The 15539-nt window shown below is 64.9% G+C and carries 17 protein-coding genes; 3 read left to right on the top strand and 14 right to left on the bottom strand.

What is annotated here, in order from left to right; all coding sequences use genetic code 11:
- Positions 1-228: 228 nt before the first annotated feature.
- The 12 genes from thiL to TSA1_RS18365 form a co-directional block, all read right to left on the bottom strand.
- Positions 229-1227 carry a thiamine-phosphate kinase gene (gene thiL, locus TSA1_RS18425; RefSeq protein WP_100177593.1) on the bottom strand — a complete coding sequence of 333 codons (999 nt, stop codon included), beginning with the start codon at positions 1225-1227 and terminating at the stop codon, positions 229-231.
- 175 nt (positions 1228-1402) lie between these two features.
- Positions 1403-1915, bottom strand: coding sequence for a transcription antitermination factor NusB (nusB, locus tag TSA1_RS18420; protein ID WP_100177592.1), 513 nt, complete (start codon positions 1913-1915; stop codon positions 1403-1405).
- A 4-nt stretch (positions 1916-1919) separates the two neighbouring features.
- The gene (gene ribH / locus TSA1_RS18415; RefSeq protein ID WP_100177591.1) at positions 1920-2411 is read right to left on the bottom strand and encodes a 6,7-dimethyl-8-ribityllumazine synthase; all 492 of its coding nucleotides are present in this window, start codon (positions 2409-2411) and stop codon (positions 1920-1922) included.
- A gap of 123 nt (positions 2412-2534) precedes the next feature.
- Positions 2535-3152, bottom strand: a complete 618-nt coding sequence (locus TSA1_RS18410; protein WP_430649800.1) for a demethoxyubiquinone hydroxylase family protein — start codon at positions 3150-3152, stop codon at positions 2535-2537.
- 21 nt (positions 3153-3173) lie between these two features.
- Positions 3174-3782 (bottom strand): riboflavin synthase, encoded by a 609-nt coding sequence (locus TSA1_RS18405; RefSeq protein WP_100177589.1) that lies wholly within the window; start codon positions 3780-3782, stop codon positions 3174-3176.
- Positions 3782-4942: a bifunctional diaminohydroxyphosphoribosylaminopyrimidine deaminase/5-amino-6-(5-phosphoribosylamino)uracil reductase RibD gene (gene ribD / locus TSA1_RS18400; protein ID WP_100177588.1), complete on the bottom strand. Its 1161-nt coding sequence runs from the start codon at positions 4940-4942 to the stop codon at positions 3782-3784. The genes TSA1_RS18405 and ribD overlap by 1 nt, the downstream gene beginning before the upstream one ends.
- Entirely contained in the window at positions 4939-5421 is a 483-nt protein-coding gene (gene nrdR / locus TSA1_RS18395; protein WP_100177587.1) for a transcriptional regulator NrdR, read from the bottom strand. Before nrdR ends, ribD begins: the two co-directional genes overlap by 4 nt.
- 28 nt (positions 5422-5449) lie before the next feature.
- The gene (glyA, locus tag TSA1_RS18390; protein ID WP_100177586.1) at positions 5450-6760 is read right to left on the bottom strand and encodes a serine hydroxymethyltransferase; all 1311 of its coding nucleotides are present in this window, start codon (positions 6758-6760) and stop codon (positions 5450-5452) included.
- A 268-nt stretch (positions 6761-7028) separates the two neighbouring features.
- Positions 7029-7250, bottom strand: coding sequence for a hypothetical protein (locus tag TSA1_RS18385; RefSeq protein WP_014494771.1), 222 nt, complete (start codon positions 7248-7250; stop codon positions 7029-7031).
- A gap of 37 nt (positions 7251-7287) precedes the next feature.
- The gene (locus tag TSA1_RS18380; protein WP_100181200.1) at positions 7288-7524 is read right to left on the bottom strand and encodes a hypothetical protein; all 237 of its coding nucleotides are present in this window, start codon (positions 7522-7524) and stop codon (positions 7288-7290) included.
- A gap of 200 nt (positions 7525-7724) precedes the next feature.
- Positions 7725-8243: a transcriptional regulator LdtR gene (gene ldtR, locus TSA1_RS18375; RefSeq protein ID WP_018320040.1), complete on the bottom strand. Its 519-nt coding sequence runs from the start codon at positions 8241-8243 to the stop codon at positions 7725-7727.
- 508 nt (positions 8244-8751) lie between these two features.
- Positions 8752-9261, bottom strand: a complete 510-nt coding sequence (locus TSA1_RS18365) for a DUF6163 family protein (RefSeq protein WP_100177585.1) — start codon at positions 9259-9261, stop codon at positions 8752-8754.
- A 137-nt stretch (positions 9262-9398) separates the two neighbouring features.
- Here TSA1_RS18365 and hemB point away from each other — a divergent pair, with 137 nt between their 5' ends.
- From hemB to TSA1_RS18350, 3 genes are all read left to right on the top strand, one after another.
- On the top strand, positions 9399-10460 hold the full coding sequence (hemB, locus tag TSA1_RS18360) for a porphobilinogen synthase (protein WP_174718964.1): 1062 nt from the start codon (positions 9399-9401) through the stop codon (positions 10458-10460).
- Between the two features lie 325 nt (positions 10461-10785).
- A complete protein-coding gene (locus TSA1_RS18355; protein ID WP_100177584.1) occupies positions 10786-11328 on the top strand; it encodes an RDD family protein in 543 nt (180 codons plus the stop codon).
- 127 nt (positions 11329-11455) lie between these two features.
- Positions 11456-12232: an arginyltransferase gene (locus TSA1_RS18350; protein WP_100177583.1), complete on the top strand. Its 777-nt coding sequence runs from the start codon at positions 11456-11458 to the stop codon at positions 12230-12232.
- 67 nt (positions 12233-12299) lie between these two features.
- Here the strand turns inward: TSA1_RS18350 and TSA1_RS18345 are convergent, their stop codons facing one another.
- Together TSA1_RS18345 and TSA1_RS18340 are read right to left on the bottom strand one after the other, a co-directional pair.
- Positions 12300-13676 carry a Dyp-type peroxidase gene (locus tag TSA1_RS18345; protein WP_245448339.1) on the bottom strand — a complete coding sequence of 459 codons (1377 nt, stop codon included), beginning with the start codon at positions 13674-13676 and terminating at the stop codon, positions 12300-12302.
- 44 nt (positions 13677-13720) lie between these two features.
- Positions 13721-15532, bottom strand: a complete 1812-nt coding sequence (locus TSA1_RS18340; protein WP_100177582.1) for a hypothetical protein — start codon at positions 15530-15532, stop codon at positions 13721-13723.
- Between the last annotated feature and the right edge of the window lie 7 nt (positions 15533-15539).

Raw genomic sequence — 15539 nt, 5'->3', positions numbered from 1 at the left:
TATGCCTCAGATCCTTGATGTACCCCCGGCGCCTTTTGTTGTCCGTCGTGCGGCGCGGCGCCTTGATTTCGAACAAAGCCGCCCCTTGCCCAAAAGGGGCGGCCTCAGTCGAGCGCGAGCTTGCCAAAATCAAATTGAGGGTGCAACGCCGGATAGGGGCGAAAACGCCGATCTCGGCAGGTATTTAGGACGAGGTGCCGAAAACCAAGATGCGGGTTGGAGCGATTCCTAGAAGTGGCTGTAGGACAGCCGCTTCAAAACCAGTTCCTGGCCCTGCCCGTCCAGGAAGCGCATCCGCTGCTGCCCCGCGACGATCGTGCCGATCGCCGTGACGGCAAGGCCGGCCGCCCGCCCCGCCGCGAGCAGCGCATCGACCTGCGCCGGCGGAACAGTGCACAGCACCTCGTAATCATCGCCCCCTGCGAGCAGCGTCTCGACACAAACGACGTTGCGGGCGATGAGGCCTGCTGCCGCGGCCGAGAGCGGCACGCTCATCACGTCGACCGTGGCCGAGACGCCGGAGGCCGCACAGAGCTTCACCAGATCGCCGGCGAGGCCGTCGGAGACGTCCATCGCCGCGGTCGCATGATCGCGCACGGCCCGCGCCAGCACATTGCGCGGCTGCGGCACGCGATAGCGCGAGACCAGGGCCTGCCCTGCGACGGGATCGGTGGCGAGCGCCGCCGCGGCGGCGCCGCCCGTGAGCACGTCGAGGCCGAGCGCGGCATCGCCGATCGTACCCGTCACCAGGATGCGATCGCCCGGCCTGGCGCCGGTGCGGCCGACCATCCGCCCTTTCGGCACGCGGCCAAAGGCGGTGATCGAGATCATCTGCGGGCCCGGCGTCGAGACCGTGTCGCCGCCGAGCAGCGGACATGCAAATTCCATTGCGTCCTCGCCCAGCGCGTCCGCAAAGGGCCGAAGCCAGCCATCCTCCTTGGCTCGCAGCGCCAGCGTCAGCACGAAGCCGGCGGGCACCGCGCCCTTGGCGGCGAGATCGGACAGGTTCACCCGCAGCGCCTTGCGCGCGATGGTGTCAGGGGGATCGCTGGCAAGATAGTGCACGCCCTCGACGATGGCGTCGGTGGTGACGACGATGTCGTCGCCGGATGACGACAGCACCGCAGCATCATCGACCAGCCCGAACGCACCGGGATCGGTCGCCAGCGGCTTGAAATAGCGCGCGATGAGGGAGTCTTCGGCGGAGGGGTTTTGCGGAGTGGTCATCGGCACTCGTCCCATACGCCACTGTCATCGCCCGGCCTGACCGGGCGATCCAGTATTCCAGAGACGGTCGTGTGAACTCGATGGGCCGCGGCGTACTGGATCACCCGCCTTCGCGGGTGATGACGACGGGGTATGGGGCAGCCGTCTCGCATCAATTCACCGCTGTTGCGGGAAACTACCCCCGCCCGAACTCTTCGCCGCGGAATTGGCGGCCGATCTGGTCGAGCACGGCGTTGACCATGCCGGTTTCCTCGCGGTCGACGAAGGCATTGGCGACATCGACATATTCGGAGACGACGACGCGGCCCGGCACGTCCTTGCGATGCTGGAGCTCGTAAGCCCCTGCCCGCAGCACCGCGCGCAGGATCGCCTCGATCCGCTTGAGCGGCCAGCCCTTCGACAATGCCTCGTCGATCAAGGGATCGAGCTTCTTCTGGTCGCGCACGACGCCGGAAACGACGTCGCGGAAGAACGCGGCTTCCGCCGGCAGGTAGGTGTCGCCCTCGACCTCGTTGCCGAGCCAATGGCTCTCGAACTCCGCGAAGATGTCGTTGATGCCGGCGCCCGCGATGTCCATCTGGTACAGCGCCTGGACGGCGGCGAGCCGCGCCGCACCGCGCCGGTTCGCCTTCTTTTCCGGAGCGCCCGCCGGTTTCCTGGGATCAGCCGTTTTCTTGGAATCGACCATGGCGTCAGGCCCGCGCCAGGCGGCGCTTGATGCGCAGCATGGCAAGCGCGGCGCGCGCGGCATCGCCGCCCTTGTTGAGCTCGCTGGCGCGCGCCCGTGCCCAGGCCTGCTCCTCGTTGTTGACGGTGAGGATGCCGTTGCCGAGCGGCAGCTTTCGCGCCACGGCGAGGTCCATCAGCGCGCGCGAGGATTCCTGCGAGACGATCTCGAAGTGAATGGTGTCGCCGCGGATCACGCAGCCAAGCGCGATCACCGCGTCATAAGGCTTGCCGTTCGCCGCCGCGGCATCCACCGCGATGGCCACGGCCGCCGGAATTTCGAGCGCGCCCGGAACGGTGATGACGTCATGGGTGAGGCCGGCCGCCTTCAACTCGGTCACGGCGCCGTCCAGAAGCGCGTCCTGGAGATCGTCATAGAACCTTGCCTCGACAATCAGCGCCCGTGCGCCGGAAATGTCGGTCTGGTCCTTCAGGGGTGCACGCCGTGCGTCAGCCATTCTTCGATCCGTTTGGAGTTAACGACAGTCGCAGCAGCGGCGGCCGGAAATTTGGGGGTCTTTGTAGTCGTCCGAACCGTCAATTCCAAGCAGGAAGTCGGGCAAAGCGGCTCAGCGATATGCTCAGATGGACCCTGTCCCGGCCGCTTTCAATGCACGGGCCATATGCATTGAATCGCCCCATGTCGACAGCCAGATCAGCATGTCGGTCAGGACGGAAATGACGTCGCGCAGCAGGCGCAAGCTGGCCCGCTTTTCCCGCAAACGATCCTCGGCGTGCCTGAGATGTGCGAGCTCCTCGGCCCTGATCGACAGGATCACGCGATGCAGCTCTGGATCGCGCGTTGCGAGGAAATGGAGCTGATCGTCGAGGTGACGGTGAACAGCAGCCTCCACGGCCGCCGTGCAGGCCCATATCCCGTTGCGACCGAGGCAGGCGGTCAAAAACCCCAGCACCCAGCCGCCGCAGCTCCACAATTGCATGATCCGGCACGGCCGCGAATTACGCGGAGGCATCGCCGCTCGGAAAATCGCGCAATGGTTACGCTCGTCCTGCAGCATATCCTCCAGCGCAGGACAACAATCCGGGACGAAATGTCGGGCCACCCAGAGCTGCGCCGAATAGATCCTGATAGCTCCGAACTCACCGGCATGATTGACGCGCACGATACGAGTGATCGTCTGTGCATCGCGTGTGACTGGTCGTGGACGTTCGGAAAGCTCTGGAGCCGTCGACACCACCGCCTCCATGCGGCTTCGCCGTCACTTCATTTCCGTCAGCCGCGCCGCATAGCGGGCCATCAGATCGACCTCGATATTAACCTCGCTGCCCGCCTTCCAGCCACCGATCGTGGTGACCTCGAGCGTGTGCGGGATGATCAGCACCGTAAAGGTCACGTCCTTGACCGAATTGACCGTCAGCGAGACGCCGTCGAGCGTGATCGAGCCCTTGGTGGCGATGAACCGCGCCAGCTCCCGCGTGGTGGAGAGCTCGAACCGCGCCATGTCGGGCAGGTCCTCGCGCCTGACAATGGTCGCGATCCCGTCGACATGGCCGGCGACGATATGGCCGCCGAGCTCGTCGCCGATCTTGAGCGCGCGCTCGAGATTGAGCTTCGTGCCCAGTTTCCAGTGCTTGGCCGTGGTCAGCGCCAGCGTCTCCGCCGCCGCATCGACATCGTACCAGGTTTTGCCGCCCGCGACGCCGGAGGCGACCACCGTCAGGCACACGCCGTTGCTGGCGATCGAGGCGCCGTCGGCGATGGTGGTCTGATCGTAGCTGCAGGCGATGCGCAGCCGGTGCAGCTGCCCTTGCACCACGGGCGTGAAGCTGACGATCTCGCCGATATCGGTGACAATGCCGGTGAACATTACGCGCGCTCGTAGATGGTGAGAGTGTCCTTGGAAGTATCCTGGCCGAATGTCTCGCTAGCATGAACCTTGTAGGCCTGCGACTGCGTGATTTCCGACAGGGGCAATGCATCGAGCGCATCGACGCCGCGAGGGCCCACCGCTTCCGCGCCGCGGAACAGCCAGATCTCGTCGGCGAGGTCGGCGGACACGAACGATGCCGCAACGCGGCTGCCGCCCTCGACCATCAGCCGCGTGATGCCCTTCCCGGCCAACGCATGCAGTGTGGCCGGCAAATCGAGCCCTGATGCACTGCCTGCAGGCACGCGCAATATTTGCGCACCGGCCGCACCAAGGCGGGTTGCAGCGGCAGGCTCCGCAAGCTCAGAAGCGATGACCCACAGCGGCGTCTCGCGCGCGGAGCGCACGAGCTGGCTTGAAGCGGGGATGCGCAGGCTCTGGTCGAGCACCACACGCACTGGCGAGCGCGCCGCCATGCCCGGCAGGCGGCAATTGAGCTGCGGATCGTCCGCCAGCACCGTGCCGATGCCGACCAGGATCGCATCGCTCTGCGCGCGCAGCAGATGCACGCGATTGCGCGCCGCCTCCCCCGTGATCGCGACCGGCTTGCCGCCGGCGGCGCCGATCTTGCCGTCGGGCGAAACCGCGAGCTTCAGGATCACGTGCGGACGCTGGTCCCGGATGCGGCGGAAATGGCCGGCATGGTCGAACGCGGCCTCCGCCGCGCACAGGCCTACGTCCACCGCGATGCCGGCAGCGCGCAGGCGTGCATGCCCCTGCCCTGCGACCTCCGGATTGGGATCCTCGATCGCCGCCACCACCCGCTTGATACCGGCGGCGATCACCGCATCTGCGCAAGGCGGCGACTTGCCGAAATGCGAGCACGGCTCGAGCGTGACGTAGAGCGTGGCGCCGCGGGCGGCTTCTCCTGCGCGCCGCAAAGCCTCGGGCTCGCCATGCGGCCGCCCGCCTGGTTGCGTCCAGCCGCGGCCGACGATGACGCCGTCCTTGACGATGACGGCACCCACGGCCGGATTGGGCCAGGTGCGACCCTGCCCGCGCCTCCCCAGCGCCAGCGCCAGCTGCATGAAACGAAGATCGGCGTCCTTGGCCTCACGGGCCTTCTGCGCGAACTGATCTTCCAGGATACGGAAGATCATTTGCGGATCGCGGCAAGCCGCGCTTCCTCCTCACCGGAGAGCTCGCCGAGCACGTTGGCGAAATCCTTGGCCTCGCGGAAATTGCGGTAGACCGAGGCGAAGCGCACATAGGCGACGTCGTCGAGCGTACGCAGATGCTCCATCACGGTCTCGCCGATCACCTCGGACGAGATCTCGGCCTCGCCGCCGGTCTCGAGCTCGCGCACGATGGTGGAGACCATCTTCTCCACCCTTTCCGGCTCGACCGGCCGCTTGCGCAGACTGATCGACACCGAGCGCATCAGCTTGTCACGGTCGAACGGCACGCGGCGGCCGTTGCGCTTGATCACCGTGAGCTCGCGCAGCTGCACGCGCTCGAAGGTGGTGAAGCGAAATTCGCAGGCGACGCACACGCGCCGCCTGCGAATGACGGAAGAGTCCTCGGTCGGACGCGAGTCCTTTACCTGCGTATCGAGACTGTTGCAGTTCGGGCAGCGCATCCGTTGACCTTAATCAGTTCTCTTGGCCTTATTGATAGATCGGGAACCGGTCGGTGAGCGCCTTGACCCGTTCCTTGATCGCGGCTTCCACCAGCGGCGCCTTGCCGTCGGAGGACTGCGCGATCGCGTTGAGGACCTCGGCGATCATGCCGCCGACCTGCTGGAATTCGGCGACGCCGAAGCCGCGGGTGGTGGCCGCCGGCGTGCCCAGACGAATACCGGAGGTGACGAAGGGCGACTCGGGGTCGAACGGAATGCCGTTCTTGTTGCAGGTGATGGCAGCGCGAACCAGCGCCTTCTCCGAGGCGTTGCCCTTCAGGCCCTTCGGCCTGAGATCGACCAGCATCAGATGGTTGTCGGTGCCGCCGGAGACGATGTCGAAGCCGTGGCTCTTCATCGCTTCTGCCAGCGCCTTGGCGTTCTCGACGACGTTCTTGGCGTAGACCTTGAAGTCCGGACGCAGCGCCTCGCCGAAGGCGACCGCCTTGGCCGCGATCACGTGCATCAGGGGGCCGCCCTGCAGACCCGGGAAGATCGCCGAGTTGAACTTCTTGGTCAGCGCCTCGTCATTCCACAGCATCAGGCCGCCGCGCGGGCCGCGCAGCGATTTGTGCGTCGTCGTCGTGGTGATGTGGGCATGCGGCACCGGCGAGGCATGCACGCCGCCGGCAACGAGGCCGGCGAAGTGGGCCATGTCGACCAGCAGATACGCGCCGACGCTGTCGGCGATCTCGCGGAAGCGCTTGAAGTCCCAGGCGCGCGAATAGGCCGAGCCGCCGGCGACGATCAGCTTCGGCTTGACCTCCTCGGCCTGCTTGGCGACCGCATCCATGTCGATGATCTGGTCCTCGCGGCGCACGGTGTAGTGCGCGGCCTTGAACCACTTGCCGCTCATGTTGACGGGCGAGCCGTGGGTGAGATGGCCGCCGGCCGCAAGGTCGAGGCCCATGAAGGTGTCGCCGGGCTGCAGCAGCGCCAGGAACACCGCCTGGTTCATCTGGCTGCCGGAGTTCGGCTGCACGTTGGCGAATTTGGCGCCGAACAGCTTCTTGGCGCGATCGATCGCAAGATTCTCGGCGACGTCGACCCACTCACAACCGCCATAGTAGCGCGCGCCCGGATAACCCTCAGCGTACTTGTTGGTCATCACCGAACCCTGCGCTTCCAGCACGGCCCGGCTGACGATGTTCTCGGAGGCGATCAGCTCGACCTCATGGCGCTGACGGCCGAGCTCACCCTTGATGGCGGCGGCGATGTCCGGGTCGGCCTGCTCGAGCGAGGCGGTGAAAAACGAATCGGGCGCGGAGGCGGACGCTGTAGAGTTCTTGGCTGAGGTCATCTTGCGAATATCTCCACCGCCGCAGCCTTTTGGCGGGCTACGGGCGGGTCTGGTGTGGCGATCGGAAGCACGCGCGATCTACCACATCGCCCGCAACAGGCCAAGCATTTGCGGGTCGGGCTCGATATTTGTGCAAGATATGGTGGGGATCGGGGAATTTCGGCAACCGGGCCGGTTCGAGGAACCGCCCGTCCGCCTAAACCCGAAATGGGACCGCTTCGGGCCTTAACGTCTCACCCCTGGGCGGCGGACTGCGGCCAATGTCCCGTCACAGCCCCGTATACCCCGCCTTCACCGGGTCCACGCTGCCGTCGAGCTGCCGCAGGTAGGTCAGGCCGCAGACTGTCAACCTGTGCGGGTCCTTCTCGCCGGCTTCCATCAGGGTGTTGAGGTAGTTCGTGACCTTGGCCCTCGCCTCCTCGCTGGCCGCGGCGGTGCGGTTGGCGAGCAGGTCATAGGTCTGCATGATGCGGTCGATGGCGGCTTCCATGGCACCCTCTGGTTCGTCGGTGTTTTGGGACTGTTGATCAGGCAACCGCGCGGGCCTCGGCCTGCGCCTCGAACCGGGCGATCGCCTTGTTGGCGAGCCTGATCCTGTTGAATTCGCCGTGCTGGAGCAGCTTCACGATGATCCCGAGCAGGCGTTCGTCGGTGACGAGCGTATCGGGGATCGCGCCGGACCGGCGAAGGTAATTCGCGGCGATGGCGTAGGCCTCGCTCACGAGTTCCACGTTCATCGCCTGAAGCCCGCGCTCGACCAGCATCGACATGTCTCCGATCCGAAGGAGATAAGCACCGAGGGCGGAACTGGTTCCTCGCAGGCGCGACTTTTTTCGCAGGTGCAAAAATGTAAACGCACCGGTCCGGGGGCAACTCCGGGCCGATGCGCTTGGGGAAGTCAGGCACGTTTTGGGAAGCTTGCCGGTCTTGTTGCGGGCCGGCTTGGCCTAATCCCTTGGAAAAATCAGAGCCGATACAAGATCTGGTCGGTCCAGAACCGCTCGAGGCGATGCAGCGACTTGTTGAGGGTCGAGAATTCCTCGCCCGAGATGCCGCCGACCTGCTCGACCGTCTTGACGTGCTTCTGGTAGAGCGCATCGACGATGCGGCGGACTTCCTGGCCCTGCGGGGTCAGGCGGATGCGCACCGAGCGGCGATCGACGCGCGAGCGCTGATGATCGAGGAAGCCGAGCTCGACGAGCTTCTTCAGATTGTAGGAGACGTTGGAGCCGAGATAGTAACCGCGCGTGCGCAGCTCGCCCGCGGTCAGCTCCTTGTCGCCGATGTTGTAGAGCAGGAGCGCCTGCACCGAGTTGATGTCCGCGCGGCCGCGGCGATCGAATTCGTCCTTGATCACGTCGAGGAGCCGGCGATGCAGCCGCTCCACCAGAGTCAAAGCTTCCAGATAGAGCGACTGCACCGAACCCTGCTGGCCGGAGACGCGCTCTGCGGTATCTGCCGCAGTTGCGACGGCTTTCATCATGACACTTCCCCTGTTGTCGTTTTTATCGACACTTATTCGACGAAACTTGTGTCCCGTCTGATAGGTGCAACTTAAGGGGCGCGTTTGAAGATCGGCTTAAATAAGAGAATAAAGAGATCATGAATTTAAGACAGTGAATTGCGGATTAAGCCTGTGCCACAAGCACTTTTCGCAACTCTCTGTTGACCTTCGCAAGGTCCTGTTCACCCTCCGTCCGCCGCACCTGTCGCATTCCAGAACAGCCCCGCTCCGTTTCGAAACGGGCGCGTAAGAGCTGTGGCGGAACCGGCTGGTCAACGAAAACTTACCGCAAATTTTAGGCAACCAGCGGTCAACCAAGCTGAACACTCTCGTGTCCCGGACAAGCGCCGCAAAGCGGCGCGCAGAGCCGGGACCCAGATGTTTCAAAGCGAGATTGCGGAGAGATGGGCCCCGGCTCTGCAGCGCACCGCTGAAGGAGCGCTGCGCTGCGTCCGGGGCACGAGAGTGTGCTTTGCGATCGTCCGCCCTACGGCGGCCGTTCGCGCGCGGCCATCCACGCGAGCGCGAGATAAGCGGCAAGCATGAAGGCCTCGACGCCGACGACGATCAGGCTGCCGCCGTAGATTCCCGGGAACATCAGCTCGATCACCGCCATCGACACCACGGTGGTCAGCCACACCACCGCGCCCCATGGCGTCGCCAGCCATAGCCCGACCGCGGCGACGAGCTCGATCACGGCGAAGTAGACGGTGGCGGCCTGCCAGGCCATCGACTGGTTCTCGAACGCCTCGTCCTCGCCGCCGACGAAGCCGGTAACCTGCGCCCAGTGATAGAGCCCCTTCAGGATCGAGAGCAGCGCCATCACCCGCAGGAACAGCACCAGGCGGCGCGTCCAGACATTGTCGTCGGACTCGGTCCGCTCCGACGAGATCGCAGCGACCGACATGGCGGTCTCTCTGGCGGTCTCTCTGGCGGCGTCTCTGGTAGTGTCCCTTGCGCCGTCGCGGGCCGCATCGCGGGTGGAGATCTCGGACATGGGCCCTTTGTGGCTGCTTCGCCCTGCAAAATCAATCGGCCGCGCCTTCCGTTCAACTCTGCCTTGCGGCAGGTCAAGCCGCGGTGACGGGAACCGTGCGAGCTGGTATAAGAATAATTCCAGCCGGAGGAAGAGTGATGGCGATCAAATACGGACGTCCGATCGAATTGCGCGAGGTCTCGCGCCACGAGGGCACGATGGTGCCCCATGCCCTCGATCTGACCGTCCGCCCGCGCCGCAACCGCAAGGCCGAATGGGCCCGGCGCATGGTGCGGGAGAACGTGCTCACCACCGACGATCTGATCTGGCCGCTGTTCCTGATCGACGGCAACAACAAGCGCGAGCAGGTCGCCTCGATGCCCGGCGTCGAGCGCCTCAGCGTCGACCAGGCCGTGCGCGAGGCCGAGCGCGCCATGAAGCTCACCATTCCCTGCATCGCGCTGTTTCCCTACACCGACCCGTCCCTGCGCGACGAGGAAGGCTCTGAAGCGACCAATCCGAACAATCTGGTTTGCCAGGCGGTGCGTGCGATCAAGAAGGAGTTTCCGGACATCGGCCTGCTCTGCGACGTCGCGCTCGATCCCTTCACCAGCCACGGCCATGATGGCCTGATCTCGGACGGCAGGATCCTGAACGACGAGACGGTCGCGGTGCTGGTGCGCCAGGCCCTGGTGCAGGCCGAGGCCGGCTGCGACATCATCGCGCCCTCCGACATGATGGACGGCCGCGTGGCCGCGATCCGCGAGGGACTGGATCGCTCCGGCCTGTCCGACGTGCAGATCATGGCCTATGCGGCCAAATACGCCTCCGCCTTCTATGGGCCCTTCCGAGACGCGATCGGCTCGGCCAAGACGCTGACCGGCGACAAGCGCACCTATCAGATGGACAGCGCCAACTCCGACGAGGCGCTGCGCGAGGTCGAGCTCGACATCGCCGAAGGCGCCGACATGGTGATGGTGAAGCCCGGCATGCCCTATCTCGACGTGGTCCGCCGCGTGAAGGATACGTTCGCGATGCCGACCTTCGCCTATCAGGTCTCCGGCGAATACGCGATGATTGCAGCCGCCGCGAACAACGGCTGGCTCGACGGCGAGCGCGCGATGATGGAGAGCCTGCTTGCCTTCAAGCGCGCCGGCGCCGACGGCGTGCTCAGCTATTTCGCGCCGAAGGCGGCAGAGAAGCTGCGGGCGCAGGGGTAAGCTGGCGGGGTACCTTCACTGTCGTCCCTGCGTACGCAGGGCCCCATACCGCGTAATCTAACTGTAATCCGCGGTATTCGTACCGACGAAATCAACTAACGGTCTTCGCCAAACTCCTCCCTGTGGTTATGTATCCCGGATCTGCGCTTCGCTTGTCCGGGACGACACCGGTGTTTGCGGCGCCAACATCGTGCCCTCCCTCGCCCCCGAATCGCCGGAATATTTCGGCATGTTGACATCCCAGCGCCCTTGGCAGGGGATGAGCCTGCTCCCATGTCCTGCCTCGAGGGTTTTTCCCTCTGTTTCCCCCTTGGGAGGACGGATCATGTCGTACGAGACGGGCAATTCGGGCGCCTGGCGCAATGACGGCGGGGTGCAGCCGCACGCCTACGATCCCTATCTGCACCCGGAGCTGTTTCGCGGCGTTGCAACGCGGCGGGCCTTCGCCTTCTTGATCGACATGGTCGTGATCTCGGTGCCGGTGATCCTCGGCTACATCTTCATCGCCTTGTTCGGCGTGGTCACCCTCGGCATCGGCTGGGCGCTGTTCTGGCTGGCCTGGCCGGCCTCCGTGGTCTGGGCCATCGTCTATTATGGTGCCTGCATCGGCGGCCCCTCCTCCGCCACGATCGGCATGCGCCTGATGGATCTGGAGCTGCGCACCTGGTACGGCGCGCCCGGCTATTTCGTGCTCGGCGCCACCCACGCCGTGCTGTTCTGGGTCTCGGTCTCGTTCCTGACGCCCTTCGTGGTGCTGGTCGGACTGTTCAATGGCCGCCGGCGCCTGCTGCACGACCTCGTGCTGGGAACGGTCGTGATCAACAATTCCGTCCGCGCGCCCGTACCGCAGGGCGCAAGGACATATTGAGCCGGCGATCAAGGACCTATCAACCAGGATCACTTAAGCTGTCTGATCTGACCTGCCGAGCAGACCGATTGACCAGGGGCTTCCGTAGCGCGATGCTGATACTCGTTTCGGAGGCCCACGACGTCCCTTGACCCAGCACTCGCGCGATACCCCCCAATTCTACCTCACGGCGCCCTCGCCCTGCCCCTATCTGCCGGGCCGGCATGAGCGCAAGGTGTTCACGCACCTGGTGGGGGAGCGCGCCGGTGACCTCAACGACCTCCTGACCCATGGCGGTTTCCGCCGCAGCCAGTCGATCGCCTACCGGCCAGCCTGCGACCAGTGCCGCGCCTGCGTCTCGGTCCGGGTCGTCGCCAACGAGTTCCGCCTCTCCCGCAACTTCCGCAAGGTGATGGCGCGCAATTCCGACATCATCGGCGAGCAGCGCAGTGCGGTCCCGACCTCCGAGCAATATTCGGTGTTCCGGGCCTATCTCGACGCCCGCCACCGCCACGGCGGCATGGCCGACATGACCGTGCTCGACTACGCCATGATGGTCGAGGACAGCCATGTCGAGACCCGCATCATCGAATACCGCAAGCGCGGCCCCGACAGCGGCATCACCGGCCGCGGCGAGGAGCTGATCGCGGTGGCGCTGACCGACGTGCTCAGCGACGGCCTGTCGATGGTCTATTCGTTCTTCGAGCCGGGCCAGGTCAGCCGCTCGATGGGCACCTTCATGATCCTCGACCACATCGCCCGCGCCCGCCGGCAAGGCCTGCCTTACGTCTATCTCGGCTACTGGATCGAGGGCTCCAAGAAGATGGACTACAAGGCCCGCTTCCTGCCGCAGCAGCGTCTCGCGCCCTCCGGCTGGCTGCGCATCGACGCGCAGGGCGACGCCGCGTCCGAGCCGCAGGACTGAGGCGTCATCCGGAAGGTGCGGAGCGCTTTCCGGGAAGATCAAGGGCAAACGGCGACCATAAGGGCGATCAAGCGCGAGCGATGAACCTCAGCGCTGCGATCCCAGGCAAGAAGAAATAGCCGCCGCCGAGCGTCTGCGTGAAATGTTGCAGCGAAACTTCGCGGCCGCTCGCCAGCCCCGGAATGGTGAAGGTCTTCGGGCACGGCTGCGACCCCACGACCGGATCATCCTGGCTTTCGAGCGTTCCGAATCTCCGGTTTTGCAGCCAGCGCTGGTGAATGAACTCGAACTGCCGCTCGAGGTCCGCATTGCAGGCGATGAAGAAGATGCCCTGGCGGCCCGAGGACTCGCGGTACGGCCTGCCGCGCCGCAGCAAGCGGTGCAGCTTGGATGACTTGATGCTGGATTGCACGTCGATGCCGAGTGAGTCCCGGGGATTCGAACGACGCACATGCGCGCCTTTGGGACACATGAAACCGTCGGCGTCATCGACACGATAGCGGAACGCATCGGCTGCCGAATCCGGCGCTGGCACGGTCGGGTCGCCTTTCCACGACAAGGGAAGTCCATTCTTCCTGCGCCCCATCAGCTTCTCGCCGGCCGAGACGCCGTTCGCCGCGAAGAAGTCCGCGTTCGCCATCTCGAACGCCCTGAACGCGGTCACATCCTGCTCGAACTGACGTACGGCGAGATAGCTTCCGTTCAGGGTGAATCGCCCGTTGGCACTCGTCCATCCCTCCACGTTCGGGCAGAAGGTCAACTCGTCGTATTCGTTGCGATAGCCCAGGATGAATTCGCCCGGCTCCACGAGGCGGTCGCCATAGAGATCGCCAGCCTCGTCTCGAGCCGCCCTCAAGGTCTCGCCGTCCTCGTCCCTGAGGCCCCGTATCACCGGTTGGGCAAGACCATCGCGAAATCCGAACGGCTCACGCAGTTTGCCATCCCCGTCGAAGAAATCGGAATCCTCGCCGACCTCGATGACGGAGAAAGCGCTCGATTTGATCTCGGGCAACCGCGAGACGGCGCCGCGCGCCTTCCATTCGGCCAGCAGGATGTGCACCACCTCGCCGCCGCCCGGACCTTCGCGATCGGTCCAAGACCACTGCCGGTCGTCGTCCCGCAACAATCTGGCGCGCAATTCGCTGCCCATGCCGCTGCGGAACGGCGTCGGAAACGGATGGTCACTGGTTTCCCGGCAACCCAGCTTCGCCAGCCCCGAATAGGTGAAGCCGATCGCGACGACGGCATCGAGGGGCTTCGTCGCTTTCTCATTCTCTTTCTTCTTTTCCTGCTTCTCTTGTTTCGGCTTGCCAACCTGCTTCGCGCTGACGATCAGCCCGGTGTCGAGCAGCTCCGCGAGCCATGCCTTCGCCAGCGCCTCGTCGCGGATCGTCAGCAGCCTGAAACAACTGGTGGTGAGCGAGCCGAAGCCGCTCTTCAGCATGCCCTGGATGTCGTGGCTTTGCTCGGAGAGACGCGGAGCGTGCTTCATGTCTCGATGGCCCTCATGATCAGATCGTCGTTCTTCCCGTTGCGCTCGCCGAACAAGGCGTCGCGCAGTCCCGTCGCGAGGTTGATCTGGTCGACGGTCCGGTTGCAGGCGTCGAAATGGTAGAGGTGCGGGAGCATGCTGTCGCGCGCATACGACTTGAATTTCAGCTCGCACTTCACGCCGCGGAAGACGACGAAGCGCGTCGGCGGAAAGCTGCGCGGCTTTGCAACGCCGGGCTGCCCCGCCAGCGCCGGCTCGCGCGGATGCAGCTCGGTCCAGCGCCAGGCCAGCGTGGTGCCGACGGCCGCGCCGTTGATGAAGTCGTCGAGATAGCCGCCGAAATTGCCGTCATAGTTCGAGCAGAACAGAAAGCGGCGTCCGCCATCGATGATGTGCCAATGGCCGAAATGGATGCCCGGCGCATTGCCGAGCCAGCCTTGCGTGAAGAACACCCGTCCGGCAAACGTCACGATGCGCAGAGCCACGCGAATGCACCATGCGCTCCACCATTGCGGACCGCGCAGCTCCGTGAGGCTGAACATGTGCTGGGTCCCATCGACCAACTCGGCCTCGCAGCGCTCAACCGACGGATGAATCTGCTGGGCACGCGGAACGTCGTCTTCGAGCGGATGAAAGAACTTTTCGCTCAGCCCCGTGAAATAGCGATTGAGCCGGTAGAACAGCGCGCCGATGGCGAGCACCGCGGCGATCGCGACGACGGCGATCAACGTGATCTGCAATCCGGTCAGCTTCGGCAGCTTCGGTTCGATGACATCATGCATGTAGACCGGAGCCAGCGCATAGGCCAATGGAGCAAGCGTGTAGGCGATGGCGCAGGCGGCAACGGCCAGCAGCAGCGGCACGCCGATGACCCAGCCGCCCACATAGGTCGCCAACGACGAGAGCGTCTCGGTCGGCCGATCGAGCTCCTGCTGAACGCTGTTCAACCAGCGCCTCCACGACACAAACTGCGCGGGCAGCGGCACAAGGAAGAGCCAAACGAGGAATGCGATCACTGCGAACGCCAGCAGCCCGTGCCAGCTCATCGTGAACAGGCATTCGGTCGTCTTGGTCACGGCGTGTTCGATCGCCTTACCCACCCGCCCCGGTTCGCCGAAGAACCAGTTAAAGGCGCGCGGCAATGCCCAGACGATCCCGAGCAACGCGAACCACAGCACGATCGCGGCCACGGGATAAGCGAGCTTCGCGCCGATGCCTGCCCCCTTCCCGCGCCAATAGGATCGCGGCGCAGCTGTGGCCGCCCATCCGAAATCGGGATTGGCATAGGCCCATCTTGACAGCGCAAGCGCGAAGGCGGTGCGATCGTTGCCGTATTTCGGCTTCAGCTTCCGCGCTTCGATGCGCGTCTGATCGAGCAGGTCTTTCTCCATCGCGATCTGCCGGACCGATCGGTCGCGGGCGCCGACGAAGCCGCCATCAGCGATGCTGTGCCAGCTCATCAGCTTATCCAGCAATTGCTGCTTATGCTGCGCCGTGGGCTCTGCGACGTTGGGAGCAATCATGGAGCCGAACAGCGCCCACATCGCGCCACCGGGATGGTAGACCAGCCGATACAACAGGTCGTACGGGCGGAACCCCTCCTCGACCGCAAGCTCGAGCACGAGCGACGGCTGCGGGTCGGGGTCGCCGGTCAAGGCCGGGAGCAGCCCGATCGAGGCGAAGTGGACCACGGCGACGTCCCGCAGGACGGCGTTCAACCCATCGTGGAGCGGCTTTGGAAGTTCCGCTCCGCCGGCCCAGCCTGGCGCAACGATGCAGATCATCTGCTGCCGGACGATCTCGAGCATGGCCGTC

This window comes from Bradyrhizobium nitroreducens, from assembly GCF_002776695.1.
GTDB classification, from domain to species: Bacteria; Pseudomonadota; Alphaproteobacteria; order Rhizobiales; family Xanthobacteraceae; genus Bradyrhizobium; species Bradyrhizobium nitroreducens.
The sequence above is the reverse complement of the archived record's forward strand: the minus strand, read 5'-3'. Positions and strand labels throughout refer to the sequence as shown.

Excerpts from the sequence above, each read along its gene's own strand:
- thiL (WP_100177593.1), bottom strand. The coding sequence starts at position 1,227 with ATGACCACTCCGCAAAACCCCTCCGCCGAAGACTCCCTCATCGCGCGC.
- nusB (WP_100177592.1), bottom strand. The coding sequence starts at position 1,915 with ATGGTCGATTCCAAGAAAACGGCTGATCCCAGGAAACCGGCGGGCGCT.
- ribH (WP_100177591.1), bottom strand. The coding sequence starts at position 2,411 with ATGGCTGACGCACGGCGTGCACCCCTGAAGGACCAGACCGACATTTCC.
- TSA1_RS18405 (WP_100177589.1), bottom strand. The coding sequence starts at position 3,782 with ATGTTCACCGGCATTGTCACCGATATCGGCGAGATCGTCAGCTTCACG.
- ribD (WP_100177588.1), bottom strand. The coding sequence starts at position 4,942 with ATGATCTTCCGTATCCTGGAAGATCAGTTCGCGCAGAAGGCCCGTGAG.
- nrdR (WP_100177587.1), bottom strand. The coding sequence starts at position 5,421 with ATGCGCTGCCCGAACTGCAACAGTCTCGATACGCAGGTAAAGGACTCG.
- glyA (WP_100177586.1), bottom strand. The coding sequence starts at position 6,760 with ATGACCTCAGCCAAGAACTCTACAGCGTCCGCCTCCGCGCCCGATTCG.
- TSA1_RS18385 (WP_014494771.1), bottom strand. The coding sequence starts at position 7,250 with ATGGAAGCCGCCATCGACCGCATCATGCAGACCTATGACCTGCTCGCC.
- TSA1_RS18380 (WP_100181200.1), bottom strand. The coding sequence starts at position 7,524 with ATGCTGGTCGAGCGCGGGCTTCAGGCGATGAACGTGGAACTCGTGAGC.
- ldtR (WP_018320040.1), bottom strand. The coding sequence starts at position 8,243 with ATGATGAAAGCCGTCGCAACTGCGGCAGATACCGCAGAGCGCGTCTCC.
- TSA1_RS18365 (WP_100177585.1), bottom strand. The coding sequence starts at position 9,261 with ATGTCCGAGATCTCCACCCGCGATGCGGCCCGCGACGGCGCAAGGGAC.
- hemB (WP_174718964.1), top strand. The coding sequence starts at position 9,399 with ATGGCGATCAAATACGGACGTCCGATCGAATTGCGCGAGGTCTCGCGC.
- TSA1_RS18355 (WP_100177584.1), top strand. The coding sequence starts at position 10,786 with ATGTCGTACGAGACGGGCAATTCGGGCGCCTGGCGCAATGACGGCGGG.
- TSA1_RS18345 (WP_245448339.1), bottom strand. The coding sequence starts at position 13,676 with ATGCTGAAGAGCGGCTTCGGCTCGCTCACCACCAGTTGTTTCAGGCTG.
- TSA1_RS18340 (WP_100177582.1), bottom strand. The coding sequence starts at position 15,532 with ATGCTCGAGATCGTCCGGCAGCAGATGATCTGCATCGTTGCGCCAGGC.